At 69.9% G+C, this 22,758-nt stretch carries 17 protein-coding genes and 1 pseudogene; 8 read left to right on the top strand and 10 right to left on the bottom strand.

The window, feature by feature from the left end:
• Positions 1 to 157, bottom strand: a pseudogene (locus tag CEK69_RS18005) (MarR family transcriptional regulator); the annotation flags it as partial.
• Between the two features lie 182 nt (positions 158 to 339).
• Here CEK69_RS18005 and hppD point away from each other — a divergent pair.
• The 3 genes from hppD to hmgA all read left to right on the top strand — a co-directional run bounded on the left by hppD (position 340) and on the right by hmgA (position 3,285).
• Positions 340 to 1,407, top strand: a complete 1,068-nt coding sequence (gene hppD / locus CEK69_RS18000; protein WP_087963682.1) for a 4-hydroxyphenylpyruvate dioxygenase — start codon at positions 340 to 342, stop codon at positions 1,405 to 1,407.
• A 229-nt stretch (positions 1,408 to 1,636) separates the two neighbouring features.
• Positions 1,637 to 1,987, top strand: a complete 351-nt coding sequence (locus CEK69_RS17995) for an endonuclease domain-containing protein (RefSeq protein WP_319020288.1) — start codon at positions 1,637 to 1,639, stop codon at positions 1,985 to 1,987.
• Positions 1,984 to 3,285: a homogentisate 1,2-dioxygenase gene (hmgA, locus tag CEK69_RS17990; RefSeq protein WP_152247128.1), complete on the top strand. Its 1,302-nt coding sequence runs from the start codon at positions 1,984 to 1,986 to the stop codon at positions 3,283 to 3,285. Before CEK69_RS17995 ends, hmgA begins: the two co-directional genes overlap by 4 nt.
• 73 nt (positions 3,286 to 3,358) lie before the next feature.
• Here the strand turns inward: hmgA and CEK69_RS17985 are convergent, their stop codons facing one another.
• Positions 3,359 to 3,865: a hypothetical protein gene (locus CEK69_RS17985; RefSeq protein ID WP_152247126.1), complete on the bottom strand. Its 507-nt coding sequence runs from the start codon at positions 3,863 to 3,865 to the stop codon at positions 3,359 to 3,361.
• 230 nt (positions 3,866 to 4,095) lie between these two features.
• Here CEK69_RS17985 and CEK69_RS17980 point away from each other — a divergent pair, with 230 nt between their 5' ends.
• A complete protein-coding gene (locus CEK69_RS17980) occupies positions 4,096 to 4,788 on the top strand; it encodes a lectin (RefSeq protein WP_193314032.1) in 693 nt (230 codons plus the stop codon).
• Between the two features lie 154 nt (positions 4,789 to 4,942).
• On the opposite strand, the gene CEK69_RS17975 is transcribed toward CEK69_RS17980, so the two are convergent.
• The 3 genes from CEK69_RS17975 to CEK69_RS17965 all read right to left on the bottom strand — a co-directional run bounded on the left by CEK69_RS17975 (position 4,943) and on the right by CEK69_RS17965 (position 12,871).
• The gene (locus tag CEK69_RS17975; RefSeq protein ID WP_152247124.1) at positions 4,943 to 8,053 is read right to left on the bottom strand and encodes an efflux RND transporter permease subunit; all 3,111 of its coding nucleotides are present in this window, start codon (positions 8,051 to 8,053) and stop codon (positions 4,943 to 4,945) included.
• 148 nt (positions 8,054 to 8,201) lie between these two features.
• Positions 8,202 to 11,435: an efflux RND transporter permease subunit gene (locus CEK69_RS17970; protein ID WP_043094504.1), complete on the bottom strand. Its 3,234-nt coding sequence runs from the start codon at positions 11,433 to 11,435 to the stop codon at positions 8,202 to 8,204.
• A gap of 197 nt (positions 11,436 to 11,632) precedes the next feature.
• Positions 11,633 to 12,871, bottom strand: coding sequence for an efflux RND transporter periplasmic adaptor subunit (locus tag CEK69_RS17965; RefSeq protein ID WP_017912391.1), 1,239 nt, complete (start codon positions 12,869 to 12,871; stop codon positions 11,633 to 11,635).
• Positions 12,872 to 13,157: 286 nt separating this feature from the next.
• Between CEK69_RS17965 and CEK69_RS17960 the strand changes: the two genes are divergently transcribed.
• The 4 genes from CEK69_RS17960 (at position 13,158) to CEK69_RS17945 (ending at position 16,908) form a co-directional block, all read left to right on the top strand.
• Positions 13,158 to 14,462: a M20 family metallopeptidase gene (locus tag CEK69_RS17960; protein WP_017911042.1), complete on the top strand. Its 1,305-nt coding sequence runs from the start codon at positions 13,158 to 13,160 to the stop codon at positions 14,460 to 14,462.
• Positions 14,463 to 14,851: 389 nt separating this feature from the next.
• The gene (gene queF / locus CEK69_RS17955; protein WP_152247122.1) at positions 14,852 to 15,670 is read left to right on the top strand and encodes an NADPH-dependent 7-cyano-7-deazaguanine reductase QueF; all 819 of its coding nucleotides are present in this window, start codon (positions 14,852 to 14,854) and stop codon (positions 15,668 to 15,670) included.
• Positions 15,671 to 16,041: 371 nt separating this feature from the next.
• A complete protein-coding gene (locus CEK69_RS17950; RefSeq protein ID WP_017911040.1) occupies positions 16,042 to 16,335 on the top strand; it encodes a LysM peptidoglycan-binding domain-containing protein in 294 nt (97 codons plus the stop codon).
• Positions 16,336 to 16,383: 48 nt separating this feature from the next.
• Positions 16,384 to 16,908: a hypothetical protein gene (locus CEK69_RS17945; RefSeq protein WP_017912389.1), complete on the top strand. Its 525-nt coding sequence runs from the start codon at positions 16,384 to 16,386 to the stop codon at positions 16,906 to 16,908.
• Positions 16,909 to 17,295: 387 nt separating this feature from the next.
• Here the strand turns inward: CEK69_RS17945 and CEK69_RS17940 are convergent, their stop codons facing one another.
• From CEK69_RS17940 to CEK69_RS17920, 5 genes are read right to left on the bottom strand one after another with little or no spacing between them, the layout of a single operon-like run.
• Positions 17,296 to 18,420 (bottom strand): amidohydrolase family protein, encoded by a 1,125-nt coding sequence (locus tag CEK69_RS17940; RefSeq protein ID WP_152247120.1) that lies wholly within the window; start codon positions 18,418 to 18,420, stop codon positions 17,296 to 17,298.
• Entirely contained in the window at positions 18,417 to 19,193 is a 777-nt protein-coding gene (locus tag CEK69_RS17935; RefSeq protein ID WP_026143390.1) for a DeoR family transcriptional regulator, read from the bottom strand. Before CEK69_RS17935 ends, CEK69_RS17940 begins: the two co-directional genes overlap by 4 nt.
• Before the next feature lie 33 nt (positions 19,194 to 19,226).
• A complete protein-coding gene (locus tag CEK69_RS17930) occupies positions 19,227 to 20,561 on the bottom strand; it encodes a D-tagatose-bisphosphate aldolase, class II, non-catalytic subunit (RefSeq protein WP_152247118.1) in 1,335 nt (444 codons plus the stop codon).
• Between the two features lie 15 nt (positions 20,562 to 20,576).
• The gene (locus tag CEK69_RS17925) at positions 20,577 to 21,515 is read right to left on the bottom strand and encodes an ROK family protein (protein WP_152236744.1); all 939 of its coding nucleotides are present in this window, start codon (positions 21,513 to 21,515) and stop codon (positions 20,577 to 20,579) included.
• Complete coding sequence (locus CEK69_RS17920; protein WP_152247116.1) at positions 21,508 to 22,662, bottom strand: SIS domain-containing protein; 1,155 nt, start codon at positions 22,660 to 22,662, stop codon at positions 21,508 to 21,510. The genes CEK69_RS17925 and CEK69_RS17920 overlap by 8 nt, the downstream gene beginning before the upstream one ends.
• Positions 22,663 to 22,758 lie beyond the last annotated feature (96 nt).

Raw genomic sequence — 22,758 nt, 5'->3', positions numbered from 1 at the left:
CCCGCCACTCGGTCACCGCCATGCCGTAGCGCTCGCCGTAGACGCGGGCGATGTTACTGCTGATGCGGTTGGACAGCACGCTGATCCGGTACGGCAGGAACCGTTCCAGATCCAGGGAGGGCGAGTCGGGCGTGGGAGCGGGCGTGGCGATCGTCATGCTGCATTGCACCTTGCTGGTGGTTTCACTTGTAACTATAACGGAGGATACTACGGTCCATTCTCGCGAGTCTGGCGCCCGTCCGCATCCGAAATTTCGGCCCGGCCGCCGCGACTCCCCCCTCCAGGAGACGCGTCATGAATGCACAAGCGCAGCATCCGTCGCAGCCGACCAACCTCGGCATGCAGGTCACCACCTTCGAGAACCCGATGGGCATCGACGGTTTCGAGTTCGTGGAATTCGCCGCGCCGGCCGGGCAGGGCGAGCAGTTGCACGCGTATTTCCGCAGCATGGGCTTCACCGCGGTGCTGCGCCATCGCCAGCGCGCGATCACCGTGTACCGCCAGGGCGGGGTCAACTTCCTGGTCAACGAGGAACCGGATTCCTTCGCCGCCGACTTCGCGGCCGCACATGGTCCCTGCGCCTGCGGCTTCGCGATCCGCTTCCGGCACCCGGCCGACGACGTGTTCGCCAAGGTGCTGGAGAACGGCGGCGAAGCGATCGCCGACAAGGCCGACACCCGCGCGGTGCCGGCACCGGTGGTCAAGGGCATCGGCGACTGCATGCTGTACCTGGTCGACCAGTACGGCGAGAAGGGCTCGGTGTACACCGAGTTCGAGCCGGTGCCCGGTGCCGAGCAGCATCCGGCCGGTTTCGGCCTGACCTTCATCGACCACCTGACCCACAACCTGTACTTCGGCAATATGCAGCGCTGGTCGGACTACTACGAGCGCCTGTTCAACTTCCGCGAGATCCGCTACTTCGACATCAAGGGCGCCAAGACCGGGCTGGTGTCCAAGGCGATGACCGCGCCGGACGGCGTGGTGCGCATCCCGCTCAACGAATCGTCCGATCCGAAGAGCCAGATCAACGAGTACCTGGACGCCTACCGCGGCGAAGGCATCCAGCACATTGCCTGCTTCACCGACGACATCTACGAGACCGTCGAGCGCATGCGCGCGGCCGGTGTCGAGTTCCTGGACACGCCGGACACCTATTTCGAGGTGATTGACCAGCGCATCCCCAATCACGGCGAGGACGTGGCGCGGCTTGCGCGCAACAAGATCCTGATCGACGCCGACCTGGAGACCAAGCAGCGCAAGCTGCTGCAGATCTTCACCCAGAACTGCATCGGCCCGATCTTCTTCGAGATCATCCAGCGCAAGGGCAACGAAGGCTTCGGCGAAGGCAACTTCCAGGCGCTGTTCGAGAGCATCGAGCGCGACCAGATGAAGCGCGGGGTGCTCTGAGGGCGGAACGCGGGCGGTGCGCGGAGGCTGGCAGACAGCGGATGCTCGACGCGAGTGGACGCGCGCGGCCAGGTCAGATCCTGACGGCGCATCGCGGATACTTCCGACAGCCGGTGTAGCCCCTCTCCCACCGGGAGAGGGGTTGGGGTGAGGGTACGGTGGGGTCATGGAACTCAGGCCGCCATTGCCCACAACCACATTGAGAAACGCCCGCGGTTTGCGCCGTGACATGACCGATGCGGAAAGAAAACTCTGGCGACACCTGCGAAACGGAGGCCTGCTTGGGCTGAAGTTCCGCAGGCAGCACCCAATGCCGCCGTACGTCGTCGATTTCTATTGCGAGGCCTTGAAGCTTGTCGTTGAACTGGATGGCTCGCAACATTCGGAAGCGGCCGACGCCGAGCGAACGCGTTACCTGCAGTCGCAAGGAATGCGCGTACTGCGTTTCTGGAACAACGATGTGATGCTGCAAGCTGATGCGGTCCTGGAGACGATTCTGTACTTCGTCGGTGCCCGTACCCTCACCCCAACCCCTCTCCCGGCGGGAGAGGGGCTTCAAGCAGAAGAGCCTTCGTCATGAACATCCAACCCAACGGCTACATGTCCGGCTTCGGCAACGAATTCGCCACCGAGGCGGTGCCCGGCGCGTTGCCGGTCGGGCAGAACTCGCCGCAGCGCGTGGCCCACGGCCTGTACGCCGAGCAGTTGTCGGGTACCGCGTTCACCGCGCCGCGCGGCGTCAACCGGCGCAGCTGGCTGTACCGCATCCGCCCGGCGGTGGTGCATGGCGGCTTCGTCGCCTACGACCGTGCCGGCGCGTTCCACAACGACTTCCAGCGTGGCCCGGTGCCGCCGGACCAGTTGCGCTGGAGCCCGTTGCCGCTGCCGGAGACGCCGGTGGACTTCGTCGATGGCCTGTACACGATGGCCGGCAACGGTTCGGCCGAAGCGCAGCATGGCGTGGCGGTGCACCTGTATGCGGCCAACGCGTCGATGCAGGGCCGGTTCTTCTACAACGCCGATGCGGAACTGCTGTTGGTCCCGCAGCTCGGGCAACTGCGCCTGTGCACCGAACTGGGCACGCTGGAAGTGGCGCCGCAGGAAATCGCGGTGATCCCACGCGGCGTGCGCTTCCGCGTGGAACTGCCCGACGGCCCCGCGCGCGGCTACGTGTGCGAGAACTTCGGCGGCCTGCTGCGGCTGCCGGACCTGGGGCCGATCGGCGCCAACGGCCTGGCCAACCCACGCGATTTCCTCACGCCGGTCGCCGCCTACGAGGAAGACGAGGGCGACTTCGCACTGATCGCCAAGTTCCAGCGCCATCTGTGGCGCGCGCCGATCGGGCATTCGCCGCTGGACGTGGTCGCCTGGCACGGCAACTACGCCCCGTACAAATACGACCTGCGCCGCTTCAACACTATCGGCTCGATCAGTTTCGACCATCCCGATCCCAGCATCTTCACCGTGCTGACCGCGCCCAGCGACACGCCCGGCACCGCCAACATGGATTTCGCGATCTTCCCGCCGCGCTGGTTGGTGGCGCAGCACACCTTCCGGCCGCCGTGGTTCCACCGCAACGTGGCCAGCGAGTTCATGGGCCTGGTGCACGGCGTCTACGATGCCAAGGCCGACGGCTTCGCCCCGGGCGGCGCGTCGCTGCACAACTGCATGAGTGGGCACGGCCCGGACGCGGCCACCTTCGACAAGGCCTCGCAGGCCGACCTGTCGCGCCCGGACGTCATCGCCGACACCATGGCCTTCATGTTTGAGACCCGCGCGGTGCTGCGCCCGACCGCGCAGGCGCTGGACGCCGCGCATCGCCAGCGCGACTACCAGCAGTGCTGGCAGGGCCTGCGCCGGCACTTCCGCGCGCCCTGAGCGGGCGCCGGCGCGGTCGCGCCGCTCAGGCTGCTGCCGGGACTGCCGCTGCCACGCACGGCGGCGCTGCCCGTCAGGCGGCCTCCGCCGCGGCCGTCAGCGCGCCGTGCAGCGATGCCGGCAGGATCTCCAACACGCGCTCGCGGATGCGCTGCGCGTAGCGCTCGGAGGTCATCTCCGGCATGGCGCGCAGCGCCAGCGCGATCGCGCGCAGGGTGTCCTGCTCCTCGCGCGCGGCGCGCAACTGCAGCTGTAGGGCAGGCGAGGCCGGATGCCGCTGCAGTTGCAGAAGGTCCAGCAGATACATGCGTGCATTGAGCAGGGCGCGACGCGGGTCGGCCGGTGGTGGTGGCGCGCTCGCGGCCACCGTTGCGGCGGCGACGCCGCGCCCATCGTCCAGGTAGCCCTGCTCCAGCAGCCCCTGCACGATCGCATCGGCGCCGCGGCCGCCCAGCGTGGCCAGTTCCTCGAGGCTGCGCTGGCCGTCGGCCAAGATCAGCACGCGTCGCTGGCGCATGTCCAGCGGCGCATCGTGCGATTGCAGTGCCGCAAGGGCGAGGGCGGTCTTGCGCGGGTGCATGGCGGCGCGGTCGGTAGGCGCGCAGCTTGGCGCAGCGCGGTGAAATGCCGATGACAGGGGCGATGCGTCGGTGTGTCGGTGCCTGCAGCCGTCTTGTCATCGGCGTGATCGAACGCCCGGTTCAGGGCGCTGTGCCGAGCCGCGGCTGCGCGCTGCGTGTCGTCGCCGCAGCGCCGTGCAGCGCAAGCGCATGCACGCTAGCCTATGCGCTGGTCCAGCGAGGAAGTGCGATGAAGCCGATTCAACCAGGCGTGGCGGTGTTGCTGCTCGCGCTTGCCGCCTGCGACCGGCAGCCGCCCGCGCCGCCAGCCGCGCCTCCCGCACCGTCTGCGCCGGCGCAGGTGCCGACCGCGGCACCCGCCACGGGCGACGACGGCGCCTTGCCGCCGCCGGACATCGACCAGCCCGATAGCGACGTGCCGCCGGCACAGGCGCCGGCCTCGGCGCTGCCGCCGGAACTGGCCGCGGACGACCGGCAACTGGCCCGCATCGATGGCTATGGCGACCTGCGCCTGGGCATGTCGGCGGCGCAGGCACGCGCCGCTTGGGGCGGCGAGCTCGACGGCCAGCCCAGCGCCGGCAGCAGCTGCTACGTGCTGCGTCCGCGCTGGGCCAAGGGCAACCACCGGTTCGGCCTGATGGTCGAAGACGACAAGTTGGTGCGCTACGACGTGCGCACCCCCAAGGAGACCGCGCCCGGCGGCGGCAAGGTCGGCATGGACCTGGCGCAACTGCGCGCGCTGTACGCCGGTCGCGTGGAAGAGCAGCCGCACAAGTACGTCGAAGGCGCCAAGATGCTGCGCGTGCGCGGCGAGTCCGGCCAGCCTGGCGTGTTGGTGTTCGAGACCGACGCAGCCGGCAAGGCCGTCGCCTGGCGCGTGGGCCTGCCGCCGCAGGTGGATTACGTTGAAGGATGTGGCTGAGAAGCCGGGAATAGGGAATCGGGAGTGGGGAATGGGAAGAGCATGAGGGTCGAGTGACTGAGGCAGCTGGTGCCGCTTTCGCCTCAGTGGCGCATGACCGCTCTTTGCTCCTCGCTTTTCCGATTCCCCATTCTCTATTCCCGATTCCCGGCCGTCAGGCCACCCGCAGCTGCCGGCGCTCGCGCCGGCGCGCGCGACGGGCGTACCAACGTTCGCGCAGGCAGGAGAAGATCACGTACAGGGCCGGGGTGCTGAGCAGGGTCAGGCTCTGCGAGATCAGCAGGCCGCCGATCATCGCGATGCCGAGCGGGCGGCGCAGCTCCGAGCCTTCGCCCAGGCCCACCGCCAGCGGCACCGCGGCCAGGATCGCCACCATCGTGGTCATCATGATCGGGCGGAAGCGCACGATGCAGGCTTCGCGCGCGGCCTCCAGCGGGGTCTTGCCGTGCTCGCGCTCGGCGACCAGGGCGAAGTCGATCATCATGATCGCGTTCTTCTTGACGATGCCGATCAGCAGCACCAGCGCGATCATCGAGATCACCGACAGCTCGGTGCCGGTGACCCACAGCGCCAGCAGCGCGCCCATGCCGGCGGCCGGCAGGGTGGAGAGAATGGTCACCGGGTGCACCAGGCTCTCGTAGAGCATGCCCAGCACGATGTAGACCACCACGATCGCGGCCAGCACCAGCACCAGCATCGAGTTCGGCTGCAGCTGCACGCCGAAGCCGCCGCCGTCGGCGATGCGGATATCGCCGGGCATGCGCAGCCCGGCCACGGTGGCGGCGATGATCGCATCGCCCTCGCCGGTGCTCACGCCTGGCGCCAGGTTGTAGCTCAGGTCCATGGTCGTGTACTGGTTCATGTGCGTGATCTGCGACGGCGCCAGCCCCGGCACCTGACGCGCCACCGCGGTCAGCGGGATCATCGTGCCGTTGCGGGTGGGCACGTAGATGCGGTTCAGCGCCGCCGGCGTGGCGGTCTGGTCCGGCAGCGCGTTGACCACCACGCTGTACTGGTTGAGGTCGGAGTAGATGGTGGAGATCTGGCGCTGGCCGAACGCGCCGTACAGCGCGCCGTCGATGGCGCCGATCGACACGCCCAGGCGCGCGGCCAGGGCGCGGTCGATCACGATGTTCTGGCGCAGGCCGGCGTTGTCCACGTCGGTGCCGACGTCGCGCAGCTTGGGGTTCTGCTTCAGGGCGGCCTGCAGCTTGGGCAGCCACTCCTGCAACTGCGCGTTGTCGTTGCCCTGCAGCGAGACGCGGTACTGCGCGCCCTGGCTGGTGCCGCCGCCACCGTCGCTGGGCAGGTCCTGGATCGCGCGCAGGCGCAGCTGCAGGTCGGGGTAGCGGTCGGCCTTGGCGCTGAGCCGCGCCAGCACCTGCGCGGTGGTATCGGTGCGGCCTTCGTCGCGGCGCTTGAGCTCGATGTTGAAGCTGGCGCTGGAGCCCTGGCGGCTGCTGCCCAGGCGCGCACCGACGATCTTCACCGCCGGGTCGGACATCAGCATGTCGGTGATGCGGCGCTGGCGGTTGACCATGTCGGCGAAGGACACGGTGGCGCTGGAGGTGGCGCGGCCCCAAATCAGGCCGGTGTCCTGCGCCGGGAACGAGCCCTTCTTGACCGCGCCGGCCAGGAACACCGTGGCCGCGATCAGCAGCAGCGGGGTCAGCGCCAGCAACAGCGCGTGGCGCAGCGAGAAGTCCAGGGCCACGGTGTACACGCGCAGCATGCGATCGTGCATGCGCTCCAGCCAGGCGCCGAAGCGGCCGGGTTGCTCCGGCTCGGCGTGCGCGGACAGGAAGCGGCTGCACAGCGCCGGGGTCAGCGTCAGCGAGACCACCGCCGAGACGCAGATCGCCGCGACCAGGGTGACGGTGAACTCGCGGAAGAACACCCCGATCATGCCGCTGGCGAACAGGATCGGAATGAACACCGCCACCAGCGAGGCGGTGATCGAGACGATGGTGAAGCCGATCTCGCGCGCGCCGGCCAGCGCCGCGTCCAGCCGCGACATGCCCTCGTCGAGGTGGCGCATGATGTTCTCGATGACCACGATCGCATCGTCGACGACGAAGCCGATCGCGATCACCAGCGCCAGCAGGCTCAGGTTGTTGAGGGTGAAGCCCATGACGTACATCGCCAGCGCCGCGCCGGCCAACGACAGCGGCACGGTGGCCGCGGCGATCAGCGTGGGCGCCAGCCGGCGCAGGAACAGCGCCATGGTCAGCACCACCATCGCCAGGCTGATCATCAGCGTGGCCTGCACCTCGTTGAGCGAGGCGCGGATGGTCGGGGTACGGTCGAAGTACGCCGTCATCTTCGTGCCCGGCTGCAGGTAGGTGCGCAGCATCGGGATCTCGGCTTTGACCCGGTCCACCGTCTCCACGATGTTGGCGCCGGCGCGGGTGAACACATACATCACCACCGCCGGCTTGCCGCCGAACCAGGCCGCCTGGTAGGCGTCCTGCTGGCCGTCGTAGACGTTGGCGATGTCGCGCAGGCGCACCGCGCGGCCCTGCTGCTGGCTGATCACCACCTGGCCGAAGTCGGCGGCCTTGGCCACCGCGTCGTTGGCGACGATGGCGGTGGTGGTGGCGCCGTCGCTGAGGAAGCCGGTGGGCGAGGTGACGTTGGCCGCGCGCACCGCGTTGCGCAGGTCGTCCGGGGTCAGGCCCATGGCGTTGAGCGCGCGCAGGTTCACGTCCACCCGCACCGCCGGCGTGGAGGCGCCGCCGATGTCCACCGAGGCCACGCCGGTGATCTGGCGCAGGCGCTGCGCCAGCAGCGAATCGGCGACGTTGTACAGCTCGTCGGCCGACTGCGTGTCCGAGGTCAGGGCGATGGCGATGACCGGGTCGTCGTTGGGATTGGCCTTCTGGTAGCGCGGCGTGGCCAGGCCGGAGGGCAGGTCGGCCTGCGCGGCGTTGATCGCGGTCTGCACGTCCTGCGCCGCCGAATCGATGTTGCGGCTGCTCTGGAACACCAGGAACACCATGCTGTTGCCCTCCGAACTGGAGGAACGCATGGTGTCGATGCCGGGCACCTGGCCCAGGTGCCGTTCCAGCGGCGCGGTGACGGTGGCGGCCATGGTCGAGGCGTCGGCGCCGGCCTGGCTGGCCTGCACGAAGATCACCGGGATCGAGATGTTCGGCAGCGCCGCCACGCCCAGGCGCAGGTAGCACATCATGCCGATCACGAACAGGCCGATGGCCAGCAGCGCGGTGCCGATGGGACGGCGGATGAAGGGCGCGGAGATGTTCATGGGGCAGGGATTGGGGAGTCGGGATTGGGGATTCGGGAAGCGACATTCCCGCGCGCTGCCGGCTCAGTGACGCCATGTGGGATGCCCGGGAATCCGACGCCGCACGCGCGCCACGACTCCCGAATCCCGACTCCCCAATCCCGGCCCCTCACGCCCTTCCCTCCGCCGCCGTCGCCTGCCGCGCCGCACGCCGCTCGCGCCAGCGACGCACGCGCTCGGAGGCGCGTTCCATGTACAGGTAGATCACCGGGGTGGTGTACAGGGTGACCAGCTGCGACAACAGCAGGCCGCCGACGATGGAGATGCCCAGCGGGCGGCGCAGTTCCGAGCCGATGCCGTCGCCCAGCGCCAGCGGCAGTGCGCCCAGCATCGCCGCGGCGGTGGTCATCATGATCGGGCGGAAGCGCAGCAGGCAGGCGCGGCGGATCGCGTCGTGGGCGTTGGCGCCTTCGCGGCGCGCGTCGATCGCGAAGTCGATCATCATGATCGCGTTCTTCTTGACGATGCCGATCAGCAGCACGATGCCGACGATGCCGTCCACCGACAGGCTCAGTCCGCACAGCATCAGCGCCAGCAGCGCGCCGACGCCGGCCGGCGGTAGCGTGGAGATGATCGTCAGCGGGTGGATGTAGCTCTCGTACAGCACGCCCAGCACGATGTAGATCAGCACCACCGAGGCCAGCAGCAGCCACACCACGTCGGTCTGGCTGCCGGTGAACTCGGCGGCCTTGCCGATGAACTCGGCATGCAGCTGCGGCGGCAACTGCAACTGCGCGCGGGTTTCCTCGATCGCCGCCACCGCCTGCGACAGCGAGTAGCCCTGCGCCAGGTTGAACGACACGGTGACCGCCGGCAGCTGCTGCTGGTGGCTGACCACCAGCGGCGTGGTCGACTGCTTGGCCTCGGCCACCGCCGCCAGCGGCACGGTGCCGCCGCTGCCGACGGTGATGCCGGTGTTCTGCGCGCCGATGCCAGTGGCGGTGGAGGAGTTGCTGGAGGTGGTCTGGCCGAAGCTGGTGGCGTTGCTGGCGGTCAGCGCGCCGCTGCCGTTGCTGGCCACCGCCAGCTGGTTGAGCAGCGCGGTGCTGGTGCGGAACTCCGGCGCCACTTCCAGCACCACGCGGTACTGGTTGAGCTGGGTGAAGATGGTGGAGATCTGGCGCTGGCCGAAGGCGTCGTACAGCGTGTCGTCGATGGTCTGCATCGGCACGCCGAGGGTGCTGGCCTTCTCGCGGTCCACGTGCAGTTCCAGCGCACGGCCCTGGTTGGCCAGGTTGTTGTCCACGTCGGCCAGTTCCGGGCGCTTGCGCAGCGCCTCGGTCAGGCGCGTGGCCTGGGTCGCCAGCTCGGCGCTGTCCACGTCCGAGAGCGAGTACTGGTATTCGGTGGCGGCCACGCGGGTGTCCAGGGTCACGTCCTGCACCGGCTTCAGGTACAGGGCGACGCCGGGCAGCCCGGCCACCGCCTTCTGCAGCCGCGGCAGCAGGTCTTCCAGGCTGTCGCGGTCGCTGCGCGGCTTCAGCACGATGCTGAGCTGGCCCTGGTTGAGGGTGGGGTTCATCGAGCCGGCGCCGATGAAGGCGGCCACGCCGGTCACCGCCGGGTCGCGCCGCAGCGCCTCGGCCACCGCCTGCGTGCGCTGCTCCATCTGCGGGAACGCCACGTTCTGGTCGGCCTGGACCACGCCCGTGATCAGCCCGGTGTCCTGCTCGGGCAGCAGGCCCTTGGGGATCACCACGTACAGCAGCACGGTCAGCACCATGGTCGCCAGCGCCACCAGCAGGGTCAGCTTCTGGTGGCCCAGCACCCAGTCCAGGCTGCGCTCGTACACGCCCACGGTGCGCGACCACAGCGTGGTCTTGCCGGCCGCCGCGGTGCGCTCGTGCGCGTCCTCGCCCTCGGGCAGGGCGTCGGGCTTGAGCAGGTAGGCGCACATCATCGGCGTCAGCGTCAGCGACACCAGCATCGAGATCACCACCGCGATGCTCAGCACCCAGGCGAACTCGTGGAACAGGCGGCCGGTGACGCCGGGCATCAGGATCAACGGCAGGAACACCGCCACCAGCGACACGGTCAGCGACAGCACGGTGAAGCCGATCTGGCGCGCGCCGATCTCCGCGGCCTCGCGGCCGCTCTTGCCCTGTTCGATGTAGCGCACGATGTTCTCGATCATCACGATCGCATCGTCGACCACGAAGCCGGTGGCCACCACCAGCGCCATCAGCGACAGGTTGTCCAGCGACATGCCGGCGAAGGCCATCACCGCGAAGGTGCCGGCCAGCGACAGCGGCACCGCCACCGACGGGATCACCGTGGCCCACAGCCGGCGCAGGAACACGAAGATCACCGCCACCACCAGGCCGATGGTCAGGATCAGTGTGAACTTGACCTCGTGTACCGAGGCGCGGATGGTCTCGGTGCGGTCGGAGAACACGTCCAGGTGCACGCCGGCCGGCAGCACGCCCTGCAGCTGCGGCAGGATCGCGCGGATCTGCTCGACCGTCTGCACGATGTTGGCGCCGGGCTGGCGGCGCACTTCCAGCAGCACCGCCGGCTTGCCGTCTGCCCAGGCGGCGAGCTGGTCGTTCTCCACCCCGTCCACCACCTTGGCCACGTCCGACAGCCGCACCGGCGCGCCGTTGCGGTAGCTGATCACGGTGTCGCGGTACTCGGCGGCGCTGGACAGCTGGTCGTTGGTGCCGATGCTGTAGGACTGGGTCTTGCCGTTGAGCGAGCCCTTCGGCGCGTTGACGTTGGTCTGGGTCAGCGCGCTGCGCAGCGCCTCCAGGGTCAGGCCCATGTTCGACAGTTGCGCCGGATTGACCTGGATGCGCACCGCCGGGCGCACGTTGCCGGCGATCGACACCAGGCCCACGCCCGGCACCTGCGACAGACGCTGGGCCAGGATCGAGTCGGCGTAGTTGTTGACCTCGCGCAGCGGCAGCGTGTCGGAGCTGAGCTTGAGGGTGAGGATCGCCGCGTCGGCCGGGTTCACCCGGTTGTAGACCGGCTGGTAGGGCAGCGAGGAGGGCAGGGTGGACTGGCGGATCGCCGCCTGCACGTCCTGCGCGGCGATGTCGATGTCGCGGTCCATCGCGAACTGCAGCACGATCGTGGACAGACCGGCCGACGAGTCGGAGGTCATCATCTGCAGCCCGGAGATCTGCCCGAGCTGGCGCTCCAGCGGCGTGGTCACCAGCGAGGCCATGGTGCTGGCGTTGGCGCCGGGATACTGCGTGGTCACCACCAGGCTGGGCGCGTCGATTTCCGGCAGCGCCGACACCGGCAACTGCCGGTAGCCGAGGATGCCGAGCAGCAGCACGCCTGCCATCAGCAAGGTGGTGGCGATCGGGCGGCGGATGAAGATCGTCGAAAAGCCCACGGGGAAGATCCTTGCTGGTGAGAGTCCGGCGCGGCCAGGCCGGCGCCGGGAAAGACGGCGGAATCAGCGGGGGCCGCGGCCTTGCGCCGCGATCGCGACGCAGGGCGGGAACGCCGCCGCCTGCGCGCGATCCGGCCGACGCCCGCCACGCAGGCGCGGCAGGGCAGTTGCCGCCGCGCGCCGCGTGCGCGGCACGCTCAGCGCGGCCCGCCGCCGCGGCGTCCGCCGCCGCGCTGCTGCTGCTTGCCCTCGGCCGCCTTCAGTTCGGCCTCGGTCGGCTCCGGCGGCGCTTCGCCCGGCTTCAGCGCGTTCACCTTGGTGCCGGGCTTGAGCCGGAACTGGCCTTCGGTGACCACCCGCTCACCGGCCTTCAGGCCTTCGGTCAGCTGCACGTGGCTGTCGCCCACTTCCGCGCCCTGCTTCACCGTCTGCATCTTGACCGTGTTGTCGGCCTGCACCACGTACACGTAGTCGCCGTTGGGCCCGCGCTGCACCGCCTGGGTCGGCACCACCACGCCGTCGGCCACGGTGCGCAGGGTCAGGCGCACGTTGACGAACTGGCCCGGCCACAGCGCGCGGTCGTCGTTCGGGAACACCGCGCGGACCTTGAACGTGCCGGTGTCGGCGCTGATCTGGTTGTCGATCACGTCGACCTGGCCGTCGCTGGCGATCGGATGCGCATCGGTGCGGTCCAGCGCGGTCACCGGTAGCGGCGCGGCCGCCTGCGCCTGGCGCACGTCCTGCAGCTGGATCTCCGGCAGGTTGAAGGTCACGTAGATCGGGTGCACCTGGGTGATGGTGACGATGGTGCTGCTGGTGCTGACGATGTTGCCCACGTCCACGCCGCGGATGCCGGCGATGCCGTCGCTGGGGGCGAGGATGCGGGTGTACTGCAACTGCACCTGCGCCGCACGCATCTGCGCGTCGTTGGCGGCGACCGCCGCTTCGTACTGCGCCACCTGGTTGCGCTGGGTGTCCAGGTCGGTCTTGGCCACGTACTGGCGGTAGGCCGGCGAGTCGGAGCGCTGGAAGGTGGAACGCGCGGTGGCCAGCAGCGCCTGGTTCTGGCGCTTGCTCGCCGCGGCCTGGTCGTAGCTGGCCTGCAGCGAGCGCGGGTCGATCTGCGCCAGCAGCTCGCCCTTCTTCACTTCCTGGCCTTCGCGGAAATTCAGGCTCATCAGCTGGCCGCCGACCTGCGGGCTGACGGTGACGGTGCTCAGCGCGGTCACCGTGCCGGTGGCGGTGGCGTAGATCGGCACCGCCTGGTGGGTGGCGGCGACGACCGTCACTGGGACCGGCGTGTTGTCGCTGTCGTCGCCCATGCCGTCACCGGGGCCGCCGCCCTTGTGATGTCCGCCGCGCATGACGCGCATGCCCACCACCACCACGGCCACCGCTGCGAGGATCAGCAGCGCAATCTTCCAGAAACGCGACATCCGGGGAAACTCCTGTGGCGAGGCGGGGTGGAGGGCCCTCCCGCAGTGGCTGGTGACGAGCGAGAAAGCATATCGCCGGCGCGTTGCGATTGGACCATGACTGAAGGGACAGACCCTGCGGGCGGGCAAGGCCGGTCGTCCGCTCTCGCAACGCGCAGGCGGCGCATCGGTTGACACGGATTCGCAAGGGTTTTTTGTCCGCAGCGGGATCCGCGGCCGCCCCTCGCCGGCGGCCGATGCACTACAGTGACTGAACGCCCGTTGCGTCCCGATCTGGAGCCTTGCCATGCCGCGCCTGTCCCGCCTGCTGTCCGCGATGCTGTTCGCCGTCCCCGCCCTGGCCTGGGCGCAGAGCGCCGAGCGCCCGGAGGTGACGGCCGCCGCGGCCAGGCTGCAGGCCAAGGTGGTGGAGTGGCGGCGCGACTTCCACCAGCACCCGGAGCTGTCCAACCGCGAGGAGCGCACCGCCGCCAAGGTCGCCGAGCGGCTGCGCGCGCTGGGCCTGAAGCCGCAGACCGGCATCGCCCACCACGGCGTGGTGGCGATCGTCAAAGGCGCGCTGCCGGGGCCGAAGATCGCCCTGCGCGCGGACATGGACGCGCTGCCGGTGACCGAGCAGACCGGCCTGCCGTTCGCCTCCAAGGCCACCAGCGAGTACCGCGGCGAGACCGTGGGGGTGATGCACGCCTGTGGCCACGACGCGCACACCGCGATCCTGCTCGGCGTCGCCGAGGCGCTGGTGGCGATGCGCGCGCAGCTGCCGGGCGAGGTCATGCTGGTGTTCCAGCCGTCGGAGGAGGGCGCCCCGGGCAACGAGGAGGGCGGCGCCTCGCTGATGCTCAAGGAAGGCCTGTTCCGCGACTTCAAGCCGCAGGCGATGTTCGGCCTGCACGTGTTCTCCAGCGTCCAGGCCGGCAAGATCGCGGTGCGCGGCGGCCCGCTGATGGCCGCCTCGGACCGTTTCAGCATCAAGGTGATCGGCCGCCAGACCCATGGCTCGGCGCCGTGGAACGGCATCGACCCGATCGTGACCAGCGCCGACCTGATCGGCGCGGCGCAGACGGTGATCAGCCGACGCGCCAACCTGTCCAAGCAGCCGGCGGTGCTCAGCTTCGGTGCGATCAAGGGCGGCATCCGCTACAACATCATTCCCGACGACGTGGAGATGGTCGGCACCATCCGCACCTTCGACGAGGGCATGCGCCAGCAGATCTTCGCCGACCTCAGGACCGTGGCCGAGCACACCGCCGCCGCGCACGGCGCCAAGGCCGAGGCGCACGTGCCCGACCAGGACGGCAACCCGGCCACGGTCAACGACCCGGCGCTGACTGCGCGCATGCTGCCCAGCCTGCAGGCGGTGGTCGGCGCCGGCAACGTCTACGAACCGCCGCTGCAGATGGGCGCGGAGGATTTCTCGTTCTACGCGCAGCAGGTGCCGTCGATGTTCTTCTTCGTTGGCGCCACCGGCCCCGGCATCGATCCGGCCACCGCGCCCAGCAACCACTCGCCGCAGTTCCTGCTCGACGAGACCGCCCTGGACGTCGGCCTGCGCGCGATGCTGCAGGTGACGCTGGATTATTTGAAGCAGTGATTGGGGAGTCGGGATTGGGGATTCGTAAGCGCATGGGTGCGGCGGCTTAGGGAATCGTCATCGGTGCTGCTCCATCGCATATCCATTGGAGCGGCGCTCGATCGTCCCCGGTGAGTCAACCGTCATGCAGGCGCGAGGCGCGAGTGGCGCGCTTGCCGATGGCGCAATGCGTCGGGACTGAAGTCCCTCCCACAGTGCATCCGGCGGGCTCGCGGTGAGCCTTTGTGGGAGCGATCTCGGTCACGACGTGCAACGCCTCGCATCGACGCGAGCACGTCGATCCAGGTGAGCCAGATTTTGCTTCTGCCAATCCCGAATCCCGAATCCCGAATCCCGAATCCCCACCCCATACACCTCCCAGCCAGAACGCGCCCGCTACACTGCACGGCATGAACACCCCCCAGGATTCCAGTCTCGGCCGCGAGGTCGCCTACCCGTCGCAGTACGATCCCGCGCTGCTGTTTCCCATCCCGCGCGCTGCGGCGCGCACCGAGATCGGTCTCGACCCCGCGGCGCTGCCGTTCTCCGGCGTGGACCGCTGGCACGCCTACGAACTGAGCTGGCTCGATGCGCAGGGCAAGCCCTGTGTCGCCACCGCGACCCTGCACGTGCCGTGCGCCTCGCCCAACCTGATCGAATCCAAATCGCTCAAGCTCTATCTCAACTCGCTCAACGCGATGCGCTTCAACAGCGCCGAGGCGCTGCGCAGTTGCATCGTCACGGATCTGTCGGCGCGCGCCGGTGCCGACGTGGCGATGGAATTCGGCTTGCCGCCGATGGACACGCTGGGCGAGGGCGAGTCGCTCGATGCGCTGGACATCGCCATCGACTGCTACGGTCCGCCGCGTCCGGACTTCCTGTCCGCTGCCGACGGCGACATGGTCGAGGAAACGCTGACCAGCGAATTGCTCAAGTCCAACTGCCCGGTCACCGGCCAGCCGGACTGGGCCTCGCTGCATGTGCGCTATCGCGGCGGCCGCATCGACCGCGAAGGCCTGCTGCGCTACCTGATCAGTTTCCGCGAGCACGCCGGCTTCCACGAGCAGTGCGTGGAACGCATCTTCCACGACCTGATGACCCGCTGCCGGCCGCAGTCGCTGCAGGTGGAGGCGCGCTACACCCGCCGCGGCGGGCTGGACATCAATCCCTGGCGCGCCACCGCGGACGTGGCCGAGCCGCTGAGCTTCCTGCGCGATCTGCGTCAGTAGAGCGGCGCTGACACCGCGATTGCGCCATCGGCCGCGACGCGCGACTTCATCGACGCGGCCGAGCGTGCTGCAGTCGGGACTGAAGTCCCTCCCACAAGAAGCGCCCTGCGGGGAGCGCTGTCGTCAGCTTCTCTGCGGCAGGCCGGGGTTCGCGCAGTCGTCGCCTGGACGATGCGCCCACATGGCGATGGTGGCGTGTGTTCGCGGTCCTGCTGGCATGCACGGTCCCGAGCATGCGAGCGACACATTTCGCCGCGTTGGAATGCGCGCGGCGCGCCTGAACCGCAGCCGCGCGGTTCACGGCCGCGCGATCCTTTTTTAACAAATCCTGTGACACCGTGGCAGTGTCCCATCACGCAGGAAGCCACGCGATGAACAGCGACAAGCGCGCCGATTTCTCGGCGGTCACCGCCAAGGTGGACACAACCGCCGACGTCGTACAGAAAGCGGATTTTTCCGCCGTGCAGAGCAAGGTCGACAGCACCGCCGAGCAGGTGCAGCAGGTGTACGTGGTCAAGCCTGGCGATTCGTTATCCAAGATCGCCAAGCTGCATTACGGCGACGGCAACGCCTGGACGCGCATCTTCGAGGCCAACCGCGACGTGCTGGCCGACCCCGACAAGATCTATCCCGGCCAGACCCTCAAGCTGCCCGCCGGCGCCTGAGGCGTCGCCACCCCCCCCCTTTCGTTATTCCGACAGGAGTCCTCACCGATGAAGACCCGCTCGATCTCCGCGTTTTCGCCCCTGATGATCGCCCTGGTCGGCGCGTTGGCGCTGGCCGGCTGCAAGAAGCAGGAGCAGCAACAGACCGTGTCGCCCGATCCCACCTCGTCCGCGCCGACCGAGCAGATGCCGGGTCCGGCCGCAGCCCCGGCGGAGCAGCCGGCGCCGGCCGCCGCAGGCGCCAATGCGGTGAACGTGGCCGCCGTCGCTGTCGGCAACACGGCCGCCGCGGACAAGTCCGTCGCGCCGATGACCACGCTCGCCAGCAAGGACAAAATCATCGTTTCGGTGAAGACCGAGGGCTCGGCGACCAACGCCAACGTCGGCGCCAAGCTGGTGTTCCAGGACGGCCAGACCGCCGGCGAGCGCACCGAGACGCTCAATACCAGCGGTGCCGACACCACCAACTTCGAGTTCACCAATCCCAAGGGCTGGCCGGCCGGCCAGTACAAGGCCGAGGTCACCGTGAACGGCCAGGCGGCGGGCACGCCGCAGACGTTCGAGGTGAAGTGATCCAGGGCTGAGGCCCGATCACGGGTCGCACGCGCCGCCTCTCTCCCGGCACGTGCTACACGCTGGCGCAGCCGCGAGGCTGCGCCTTTTTTATGCGTGGCCCGATGCTCCGACAGCACTGCCGATGCGCTGGAGGAAGAAGGTGAGGGGCTTCAGGACACTCCCACAGCCCGGAAACCCGTCATAGGAGCGGCTTCAGCCGCGATCGGCCTTAGCGGGTACGCCCGTCGCGGCTGACGCCGCTCCTGCCACGGAGGCGCAAGCTGCATCCGGCGGATCAGCGGCGCCCTTCCATCCCGACGCACGTCCTGGACGATGCCTTGCCGTCCACTCGGCGGCGTCTGCGCGCACCACCGCTGGCCAGCACCGCGCAGCCGCGCACGGCGATCAGTGATGCGCGTGCAGATCCAGCATGCGCCCACCCACCACCACCTGGCGCAGGCGCAGGTCGCTGTCCAGCACCACCAGGTCGGCGCGGGCGTCGGGGGCGATGCGGCCGCGGTCGCCGAGGCCCAGGTAGTCGGCCGGGAAGGTGGACACGCGCTGTGCGGCATCGGCCAGTTCCAGGCCCGCCTGCACCAGGTTGCGCAACGCCTGATCCATGGTCAGTGCGCTGCCGGCCAGCGAGCCGCTGGCCAGGCGCACGCAGCCGCCGCACTTGTGCACGCGCTGCTCGCCCAGTGCGTATTCGCCGTCGGGCATGCCGGTGGCGGCGGTGGCGTCGGTCACCGCGTACAGGCGCGGGATCGCACGCGCGGCAAGGCGAATCACGCCGGGATGCACATGCTGCAGGTCGGGAATGAGTTCGGCGTACTGCGCATGCGCCAGCGCCGCGGCGGCGATGCCGGGGCGGTAGTGGTCCACGCCGGTCATGCCGTTGAACAGGTGGGTGAAGCCGGCCGCGCCGGCCTGCAGCGCCGCCACGCCGTCCTCGTAGCTGCCGGCGCTGTGGCCGAGCTGCACGCGGATACCCAGCGCGGTCAGCGCCGGAATCAGCGCGGTGTGCGCGCCGATCTCCGGCGCCAGGGTCAGCACCCGGATCGGCGCCAGCGCCTGCCACTGCTGGACCAGGGCGAGGCTGGCCTCGATCGTGCGGTCGGGTTGCGCGCCCAGCCGCTGCGGGCTGATGAAGGGGCCTTCCAGGTGCACGCCGGCGATGCAGGCGGCGTCGGCATCGGGCGCGGCCATGGCCGCGGCGACGCCGCGCAGTGCGTGCGCGATCTCCTCGACGCCGGCGGTCATGGTGGTCGCCAGCAGGGTGGTGGTACCGAAGCGCAGGTGGGTGCGGGCGATGCGCCGCGCCGCGTCGCCGCCCTGCATCAGGTCCACGCCGGCGGCACCGTGCACATGCAGGTCGACGAAGCCCGGCAGGATCAGCGGCAGCTGCGGATCGTCGCCGCCGCTGTGGTCGTCCACCTGCAGCCGGCGCACGTGGGTGTCGAAGTGGACGTGGCCGCGGCGCCAGCCCAGCGGCGTGAGCAGGCGGCCGTGCAGGGAACGCGGGTCGGTCATGGCGCGGGCTCGGCGACGATCACCTCGATGCCCAGCCGCTGCAGCCCCTCGCGGGTGGCCTCGTCGATGCCGGCGTCGGTGATGATGGCGTGGATCTGGTCCAGGCGGGCGATGCGGTGCAAGCTGACCCGGCCGAACTTGGAGGCGTCGGTCAGCACCACGATGCGCCGCGCGCGCTCGACCATGCGGTGGTTGAGCCGCGCTTCGGCCTCGTCGTGGGTGGTCAGGCCGAACTGCAGGTCCAGGCCATCCACGCCCAGGAACAGCGTGTCGAAACCGTAGGCGTTGAGGCTGGCCTCGGCCTGGCTGCCCTGCAGCGACAGCGATTGCTGGCGCAACTGGCCGCCGGTGAGCAGCACGTTGATGCCCGGCGCGTTGGCCAGTTCCCAGGCGATGTTGAGGCCGTTGGTCATCACCGTGACGTCGCGGTGCGCGCGCAGGTGGCGGGCCAGGGTCATCGTGGTCGAACCGGAGTCGATGATGATGTTGGCGCCGGGCTGCACCATGCGCGCGGCGCAGGCGCCGATCGATTCCTTCAGTGGCAGGTTCAGCGCGTCCTTCTCGTGGATGTCCTGCTCCTGCGGCGGCGTGCGCACCAGCGTGGCGCCGCCGTGGGTGCGGGTGGCCAGGCCCTGCGCCTCGAAATGGTTGAGATCGGCGCGAATGGTCACCGCCGACACGTCGAAGCGTTCCACCAGGTCGGCAACCTGCACCGTGCCATGTTCGAGCAGCGACTGCAGGATCTGCTGGCGGCGGGAGCGGGTGTTGCGCATGGCCATTCTCGGATTCGCGGGCGACCGGGAAGATTAGCCGTTCGCCGCGACGCCGGCAGCCGCTTCGGCGCGTGGCTGGCGCGCGCCGGCGCGGTTGGCGCTGCAGGCGCGGGCGTATTCGCCCAGGCACAGGCCGATGCGGTGCTGGACCAGGGCCGCCGGGGTATTGGCGAGCTGGCCGGCGCGCACCGCGCGGTACTGCTCGGGCAGGAACTGGCTGAGCAGCACCAGCGGCGGCGCATGCGCTTCCAGGTTGGCGAACAAGGTGTCCACCGCCGCGCGCACCGCCGGCGCGCCCCAGTAGTAGCGGCAGCGGTCGCTGAAGGAATGGCGGCGCAGCAGGCGTTGCGCGGCGGCGTCGCCCGGATAGTAGGACTGCCAATATCCGGGTTGCGCCAGCATCGCCGCGTCCAGCACCTGCGGCAGTTGCGAGCACTGCGCCGCGGGGAGCAGTTCGGCTTCGATCGCGGCCAGCGCGCACAGCGCTTCGCGGTAGGCGAAGGTGGCGGCCGGGCCGACCTTGAGGATGGCGAAGTGGTCGCGCACCAGCGCGTGCAGCGCGTCCTCGCGCTGGTAGTCGGTGGAGTGCGCCTCGAACACGATGCGCGGTTGCTGCTCGAGGAAATCGGCCAGCGCGGCGGCGGCGGCCGGGTCGTAGTCGTGCACGCTGCTGTGGTCGAAATCCACGCCCGGCTGCACCACCAGCGCGATCACCCGCTGCCACGCGGCGCGCAGCGACGGCGTGTCGAAGGCCCGCCGGTGGATGGCCAGGGTCTGCGCGGCCGCGGCCGGCGTGGTCACCTGCAGGCCGCCGGCCAGCGAGGCTTCGCCACCGGGAATCGGCACCTCGGTGCCGATCACGTACACCGGCGGCGGCAGCCCATGTGCGGCGGCGGTGCGCTCGGCGATCTCGGCCAGTTCGGCCGACCGCGCGGCGACGATGGCATCGGGCAGCGGCACCGGGTCGTCGGCGCAGGCCATGCTGCAGTCCAGGTGGATCTTGTGGAAGCCCGCGGCGACGTACTGTTCGATCAGCACGCGCGCATGCGCCATGGCCTCGGCGGCCGGCCCCTTCTGCCAGGCGTTCGGGCCCAGGTGATCGCCGCCCAGGATCAGCCGCGCGCGCGGGAAGCCTTCCGTGTCGGCCAGTGCGCCGACGTAGTCGCGGTACTGCGCCGGGGTCATGCCGGTGTAGCCGCCGAACTGGTCGACCTGGTTGGAGGTGGCCTCCACCAGCAGCAGCGTGTCGTGGGCCAGCGCGACCTGCATCGCCGCGCGCAGCACCTGTTCGTTGCTGCAGCAGACGCTGTACAGGCCGACGTTGGCGCCGGCGCGGTGGGAGGCGAGCAGGGTCTGCAAGGGCGACATGGACACTCCGGCGGATCAGGAATAAGCGGGATGGCAGGCCAGCAGCGCGGCACCGCGGGCGCCGCCGGCATCGCCGAAGCGCGGCGGCACGATCGGCGGCACCTGCACGCCGGCGAACAGGTGCGCGGCGATGGCGTCGGGCAGTTGCCGGTACAGCGGCGGGTATTGCGACAGCCCGCCGCCGAGCACGATCACGTGCGGGTCCAGTGCCAGCACCACGGCGGCCAGGCTGTGGCCGAGCAGGTCGCGGTGGATGTCCAGCGCCTGATGCGCGCGCGCATCGCCGGCCTCGGCCAGGGCGATCACCGCGCTGGCGTCGGCGGCGTCGCTGCCGAGATGGCGCGCGATCGCCGCCACGCCGCTGCCGGACACGTAGCGCTCCACGCAGCCCTGCAGGCCGCAGCCGCAGTCCAGCAGCGGCAGGCGATGGCGCTGCAGCAGGTGCCCGGGCACGCTCCAGTGGCCCCATTCGCCGGCGATACCGTTGCAGCCCGCGAGCAGGCGGCCTTGCACGCAGAAGCCGCCGCCGGCGCCGGTGCCGAGGATGGCGCCGAACATGCTGGGGTAGCCGTCGGCGGCACCGCCGTGCGCCTCGGACAGTGCGAAACATTGCAGGTCGTTGCCGATGCGCAGCGGACGCGGCAGCCGCGCCTGCAGGTCATGCGCCACGCACTGGCCGGTCAGCGCCGGCACGTTCGCGCTCAACTGGCGGCCGTTGCGGCGGTCGCGTACACCGGGCAGGGCGATGCCGAGCGGGCTGTCGTGGTGGCCGAGCGCGGCATCGGCCGCGGCCACCAGCGCCACCACCGCCTGCAGGAAGCCGGCGTAATCGCCCTGCGGCGTGGCCACGCGGCGCCGCCACAGCACCTGCAGCGCGGCGTCGCAGGCCACCAGCTCGATCTTGGTGCCGCCGACGTCGAGGCCGTAGCAGGTGGGCGCGCCGGTCTCAGCCATGGTGGATGGTGACGCCCTGGACCACGCGGTTGACGGTGCCGTCGGGGAACGGATTGTCCGGGGTCAGGCCGAGCGCGGCCGAGCGCTGCAGCGCGAACAGTTGCGCGAAGCCCAGCCACAGCGGCGCCAGCCACGGATCGTCCAGGCCGGCGACGGCGAGCGTGTGGTCGTCGCCGGCCCCGATGTCCGCATGCGGGCCGATCGCCAGCACCTGGCCGGCCACGCCATCGCGACGCAGTTCGTCGAGCAGGTCCTGCTCGTAGCGGCGCGCCAGCGGCTGCACGCTGCGCAGCATCACCACCAGGGTGCTGCGGTCGAGCGTGGACTTGGGGCCGTGGCGGAAGCCCAGCGGCGTGTTGGCCAGCGCCAGCACGCGGCCGGCGGTGAGTTCCAGCACCTTCAGCGCGGCCTCGCGCGCCAGCGCTTCCAGCGGGCCGCTGCCGAGATAGATCACCCGTGCGAACGGGCGCTGCGCCAGCGCCGCCACCGCGCCATCCCATTGCGTCAGGCCGCGGTCGGCCAGTTCGGCCAGCCGCTGCAGGCGCGCGCTGCGCGTTTCCCACGGCGCACGCTCGAACACGCTCAGCGCCGCCAGCAGCATGCAGGTCAGGCTGCTGGTCATGGCGAAGGCGCGGTCGCAGCTGGCCGGCGGCATCAGCAGGGTGCAGGTGTCGGCGCGGCCGGCGCCGCGGCGGGCCAGTTCGCCGTCGGCGTTGCAGGTGATGTCGAGGAAGCGCGCGTCGTCCACGTCGCTGCGCACGCGCTCCACCGCGGCCACGCTTTCCGGGCTGGAGCCGCTGCGCCCGAACGACACCAGCAGGGTCGGCCGCGCGCGCTGCAGGTACAGCGCCGGATGGGTCAGCAGGCTGGTGGTGTGCACCGCGCGCACCTCGGCCGGCCACTGCGCATTGATCGCGTCGGCCACCATCTCGGCGATGAAGCCGGAACTGCCGGCGCCGGTGAACAGCACGCGCTGGTTCGGATCGGCGAGGCGGTCGCCGAGGAAGGCCTGCAGGCGGTCGCCGGCCTGCGCCAGATCCTGCGCCAGGGTCCGCCACAGCGCCGGCTGCTGGGCGATCTCGCGGGCGGTATCGGCCCCGCCCAGGCGCTGCCAGGCGGATGCATCGGAAAGCTGAAGGAGGTCCATGCGGTGGTTCCTGTTGGGCCATCGCACCATCCGGCTTTTCTTTCGAAATGTCAAACATCGAAAGAAAAAAGAAAGTATTTACCTGTGCCCAATGTG

Origin of the sequence: Xanthomonas sp. LMG 12462 (assembly GCF_009192885.1) — a bacterium.
GTDB lineage: Bacteria > Pseudomonadota > Gammaproteobacteria > Xanthomonadales > Xanthomonadaceae > Xanthomonas_A > Xanthomonas_A sontii.
Note: the sequence above shows the minus strand (reverse complement) of the source record. Positions and strands in the feature narration are given on the sequence as shown.

Coding starts and splice junctions, on each gene's coding strand:
- hppD (WP_087963682.1), top strand. CDS start 340: ATGCAGGTCACCACCTTCGAGAACCCGATGGGCATCGACGGTTTCGAG.
- CEK69_RS17995 (WP_319020288.1), top strand. CDS start 1,637: ATGACCGATGCGGAAAGAAAACTCTGGCGACACCTGCGAAACGGAGGC.
- hmgA (WP_152247128.1), top strand. CDS start 1,984: ATGAACATCCAACCCAACGGCTACATGTCCGGCTTCGGCAACGAATTC.
- CEK69_RS17985 (WP_152247126.1), bottom strand. CDS start 3,865: ATGCACCCGCGCAAGACCGCCCTCGCCCTTGCGGCACTGCAATCGCAC.
- CEK69_RS17980 (WP_193314032.1), top strand. CDS start 4,096: ATGAAGCCGATTCAACCAGGCGTGGCGGTGTTGCTGCTCGCGCTTGCC.
- CEK69_RS17975 (WP_152247124.1), bottom strand. CDS start 8,053: ATGAACATCTCCGCGCCCTTCATCCGCCGTCCCATCGGCACCGCGCTG.
- CEK69_RS17965 (WP_017912391.1), bottom strand. CDS start 12,871: ATGTCGCGTTTCTGGAAGATTGCGCTGCTGATCCTCGCAGCGGTGGCC.
- CEK69_RS17960 (WP_017911042.1), top strand. CDS start 13,158: ATGCCGCGCCTGTCCCGCCTGCTGTCCGCGATGCTGTTCGCCGTCCCC.
- queF (WP_152247122.1), top strand. CDS start 14,852: ATGAACACCCCCCAGGATTCCAGTCTCGGCCGCGAGGTCGCCTACCCG.
- CEK69_RS17950 (WP_017911040.1), top strand. CDS start 16,042: ATGAACAGCGACAAGCGCGCCGATTTCTCGGCGGTCACCGCCAAGGTG.
- CEK69_RS17945 (WP_017912389.1), top strand. CDS start 16,384: ATGAAGACCCGCTCGATCTCCGCGTTTTCGCCCCTGATGATCGCCCTG.
- CEK69_RS17940 (WP_152247120.1), bottom strand. CDS start 18,420: ATGACCGACCCGCGTTCCCTGCACGGCCGCCTGCTCACGCCGCTGGGC.
- CEK69_RS17935 (WP_026143390.1), bottom strand. CDS start 19,193: ATGCGCAACACCCGCTCCCGCCGCCAGCAGATCCTGCAGTCGCTGCTC.
- CEK69_RS17930 (WP_152247118.1), bottom strand. CDS start 20,561: ATGTCGCCCTTGCAGACCCTGCTCGCCTCCCACCGCGCCGGCGCCAAC.
- CEK69_RS17925 (WP_152236744.1), bottom strand. CDS start 21,515: ATGGCTGAGACCGGCGCGCCCACCTGCTACGGCCTCGACGTCGGCGGC.
- CEK69_RS17920 (WP_152247116.1), bottom strand. CDS start 22,662: ATGGACCTCCTTCAGCTTTCCGATGCATCCGCCTGGCAGCGCCTGGGC.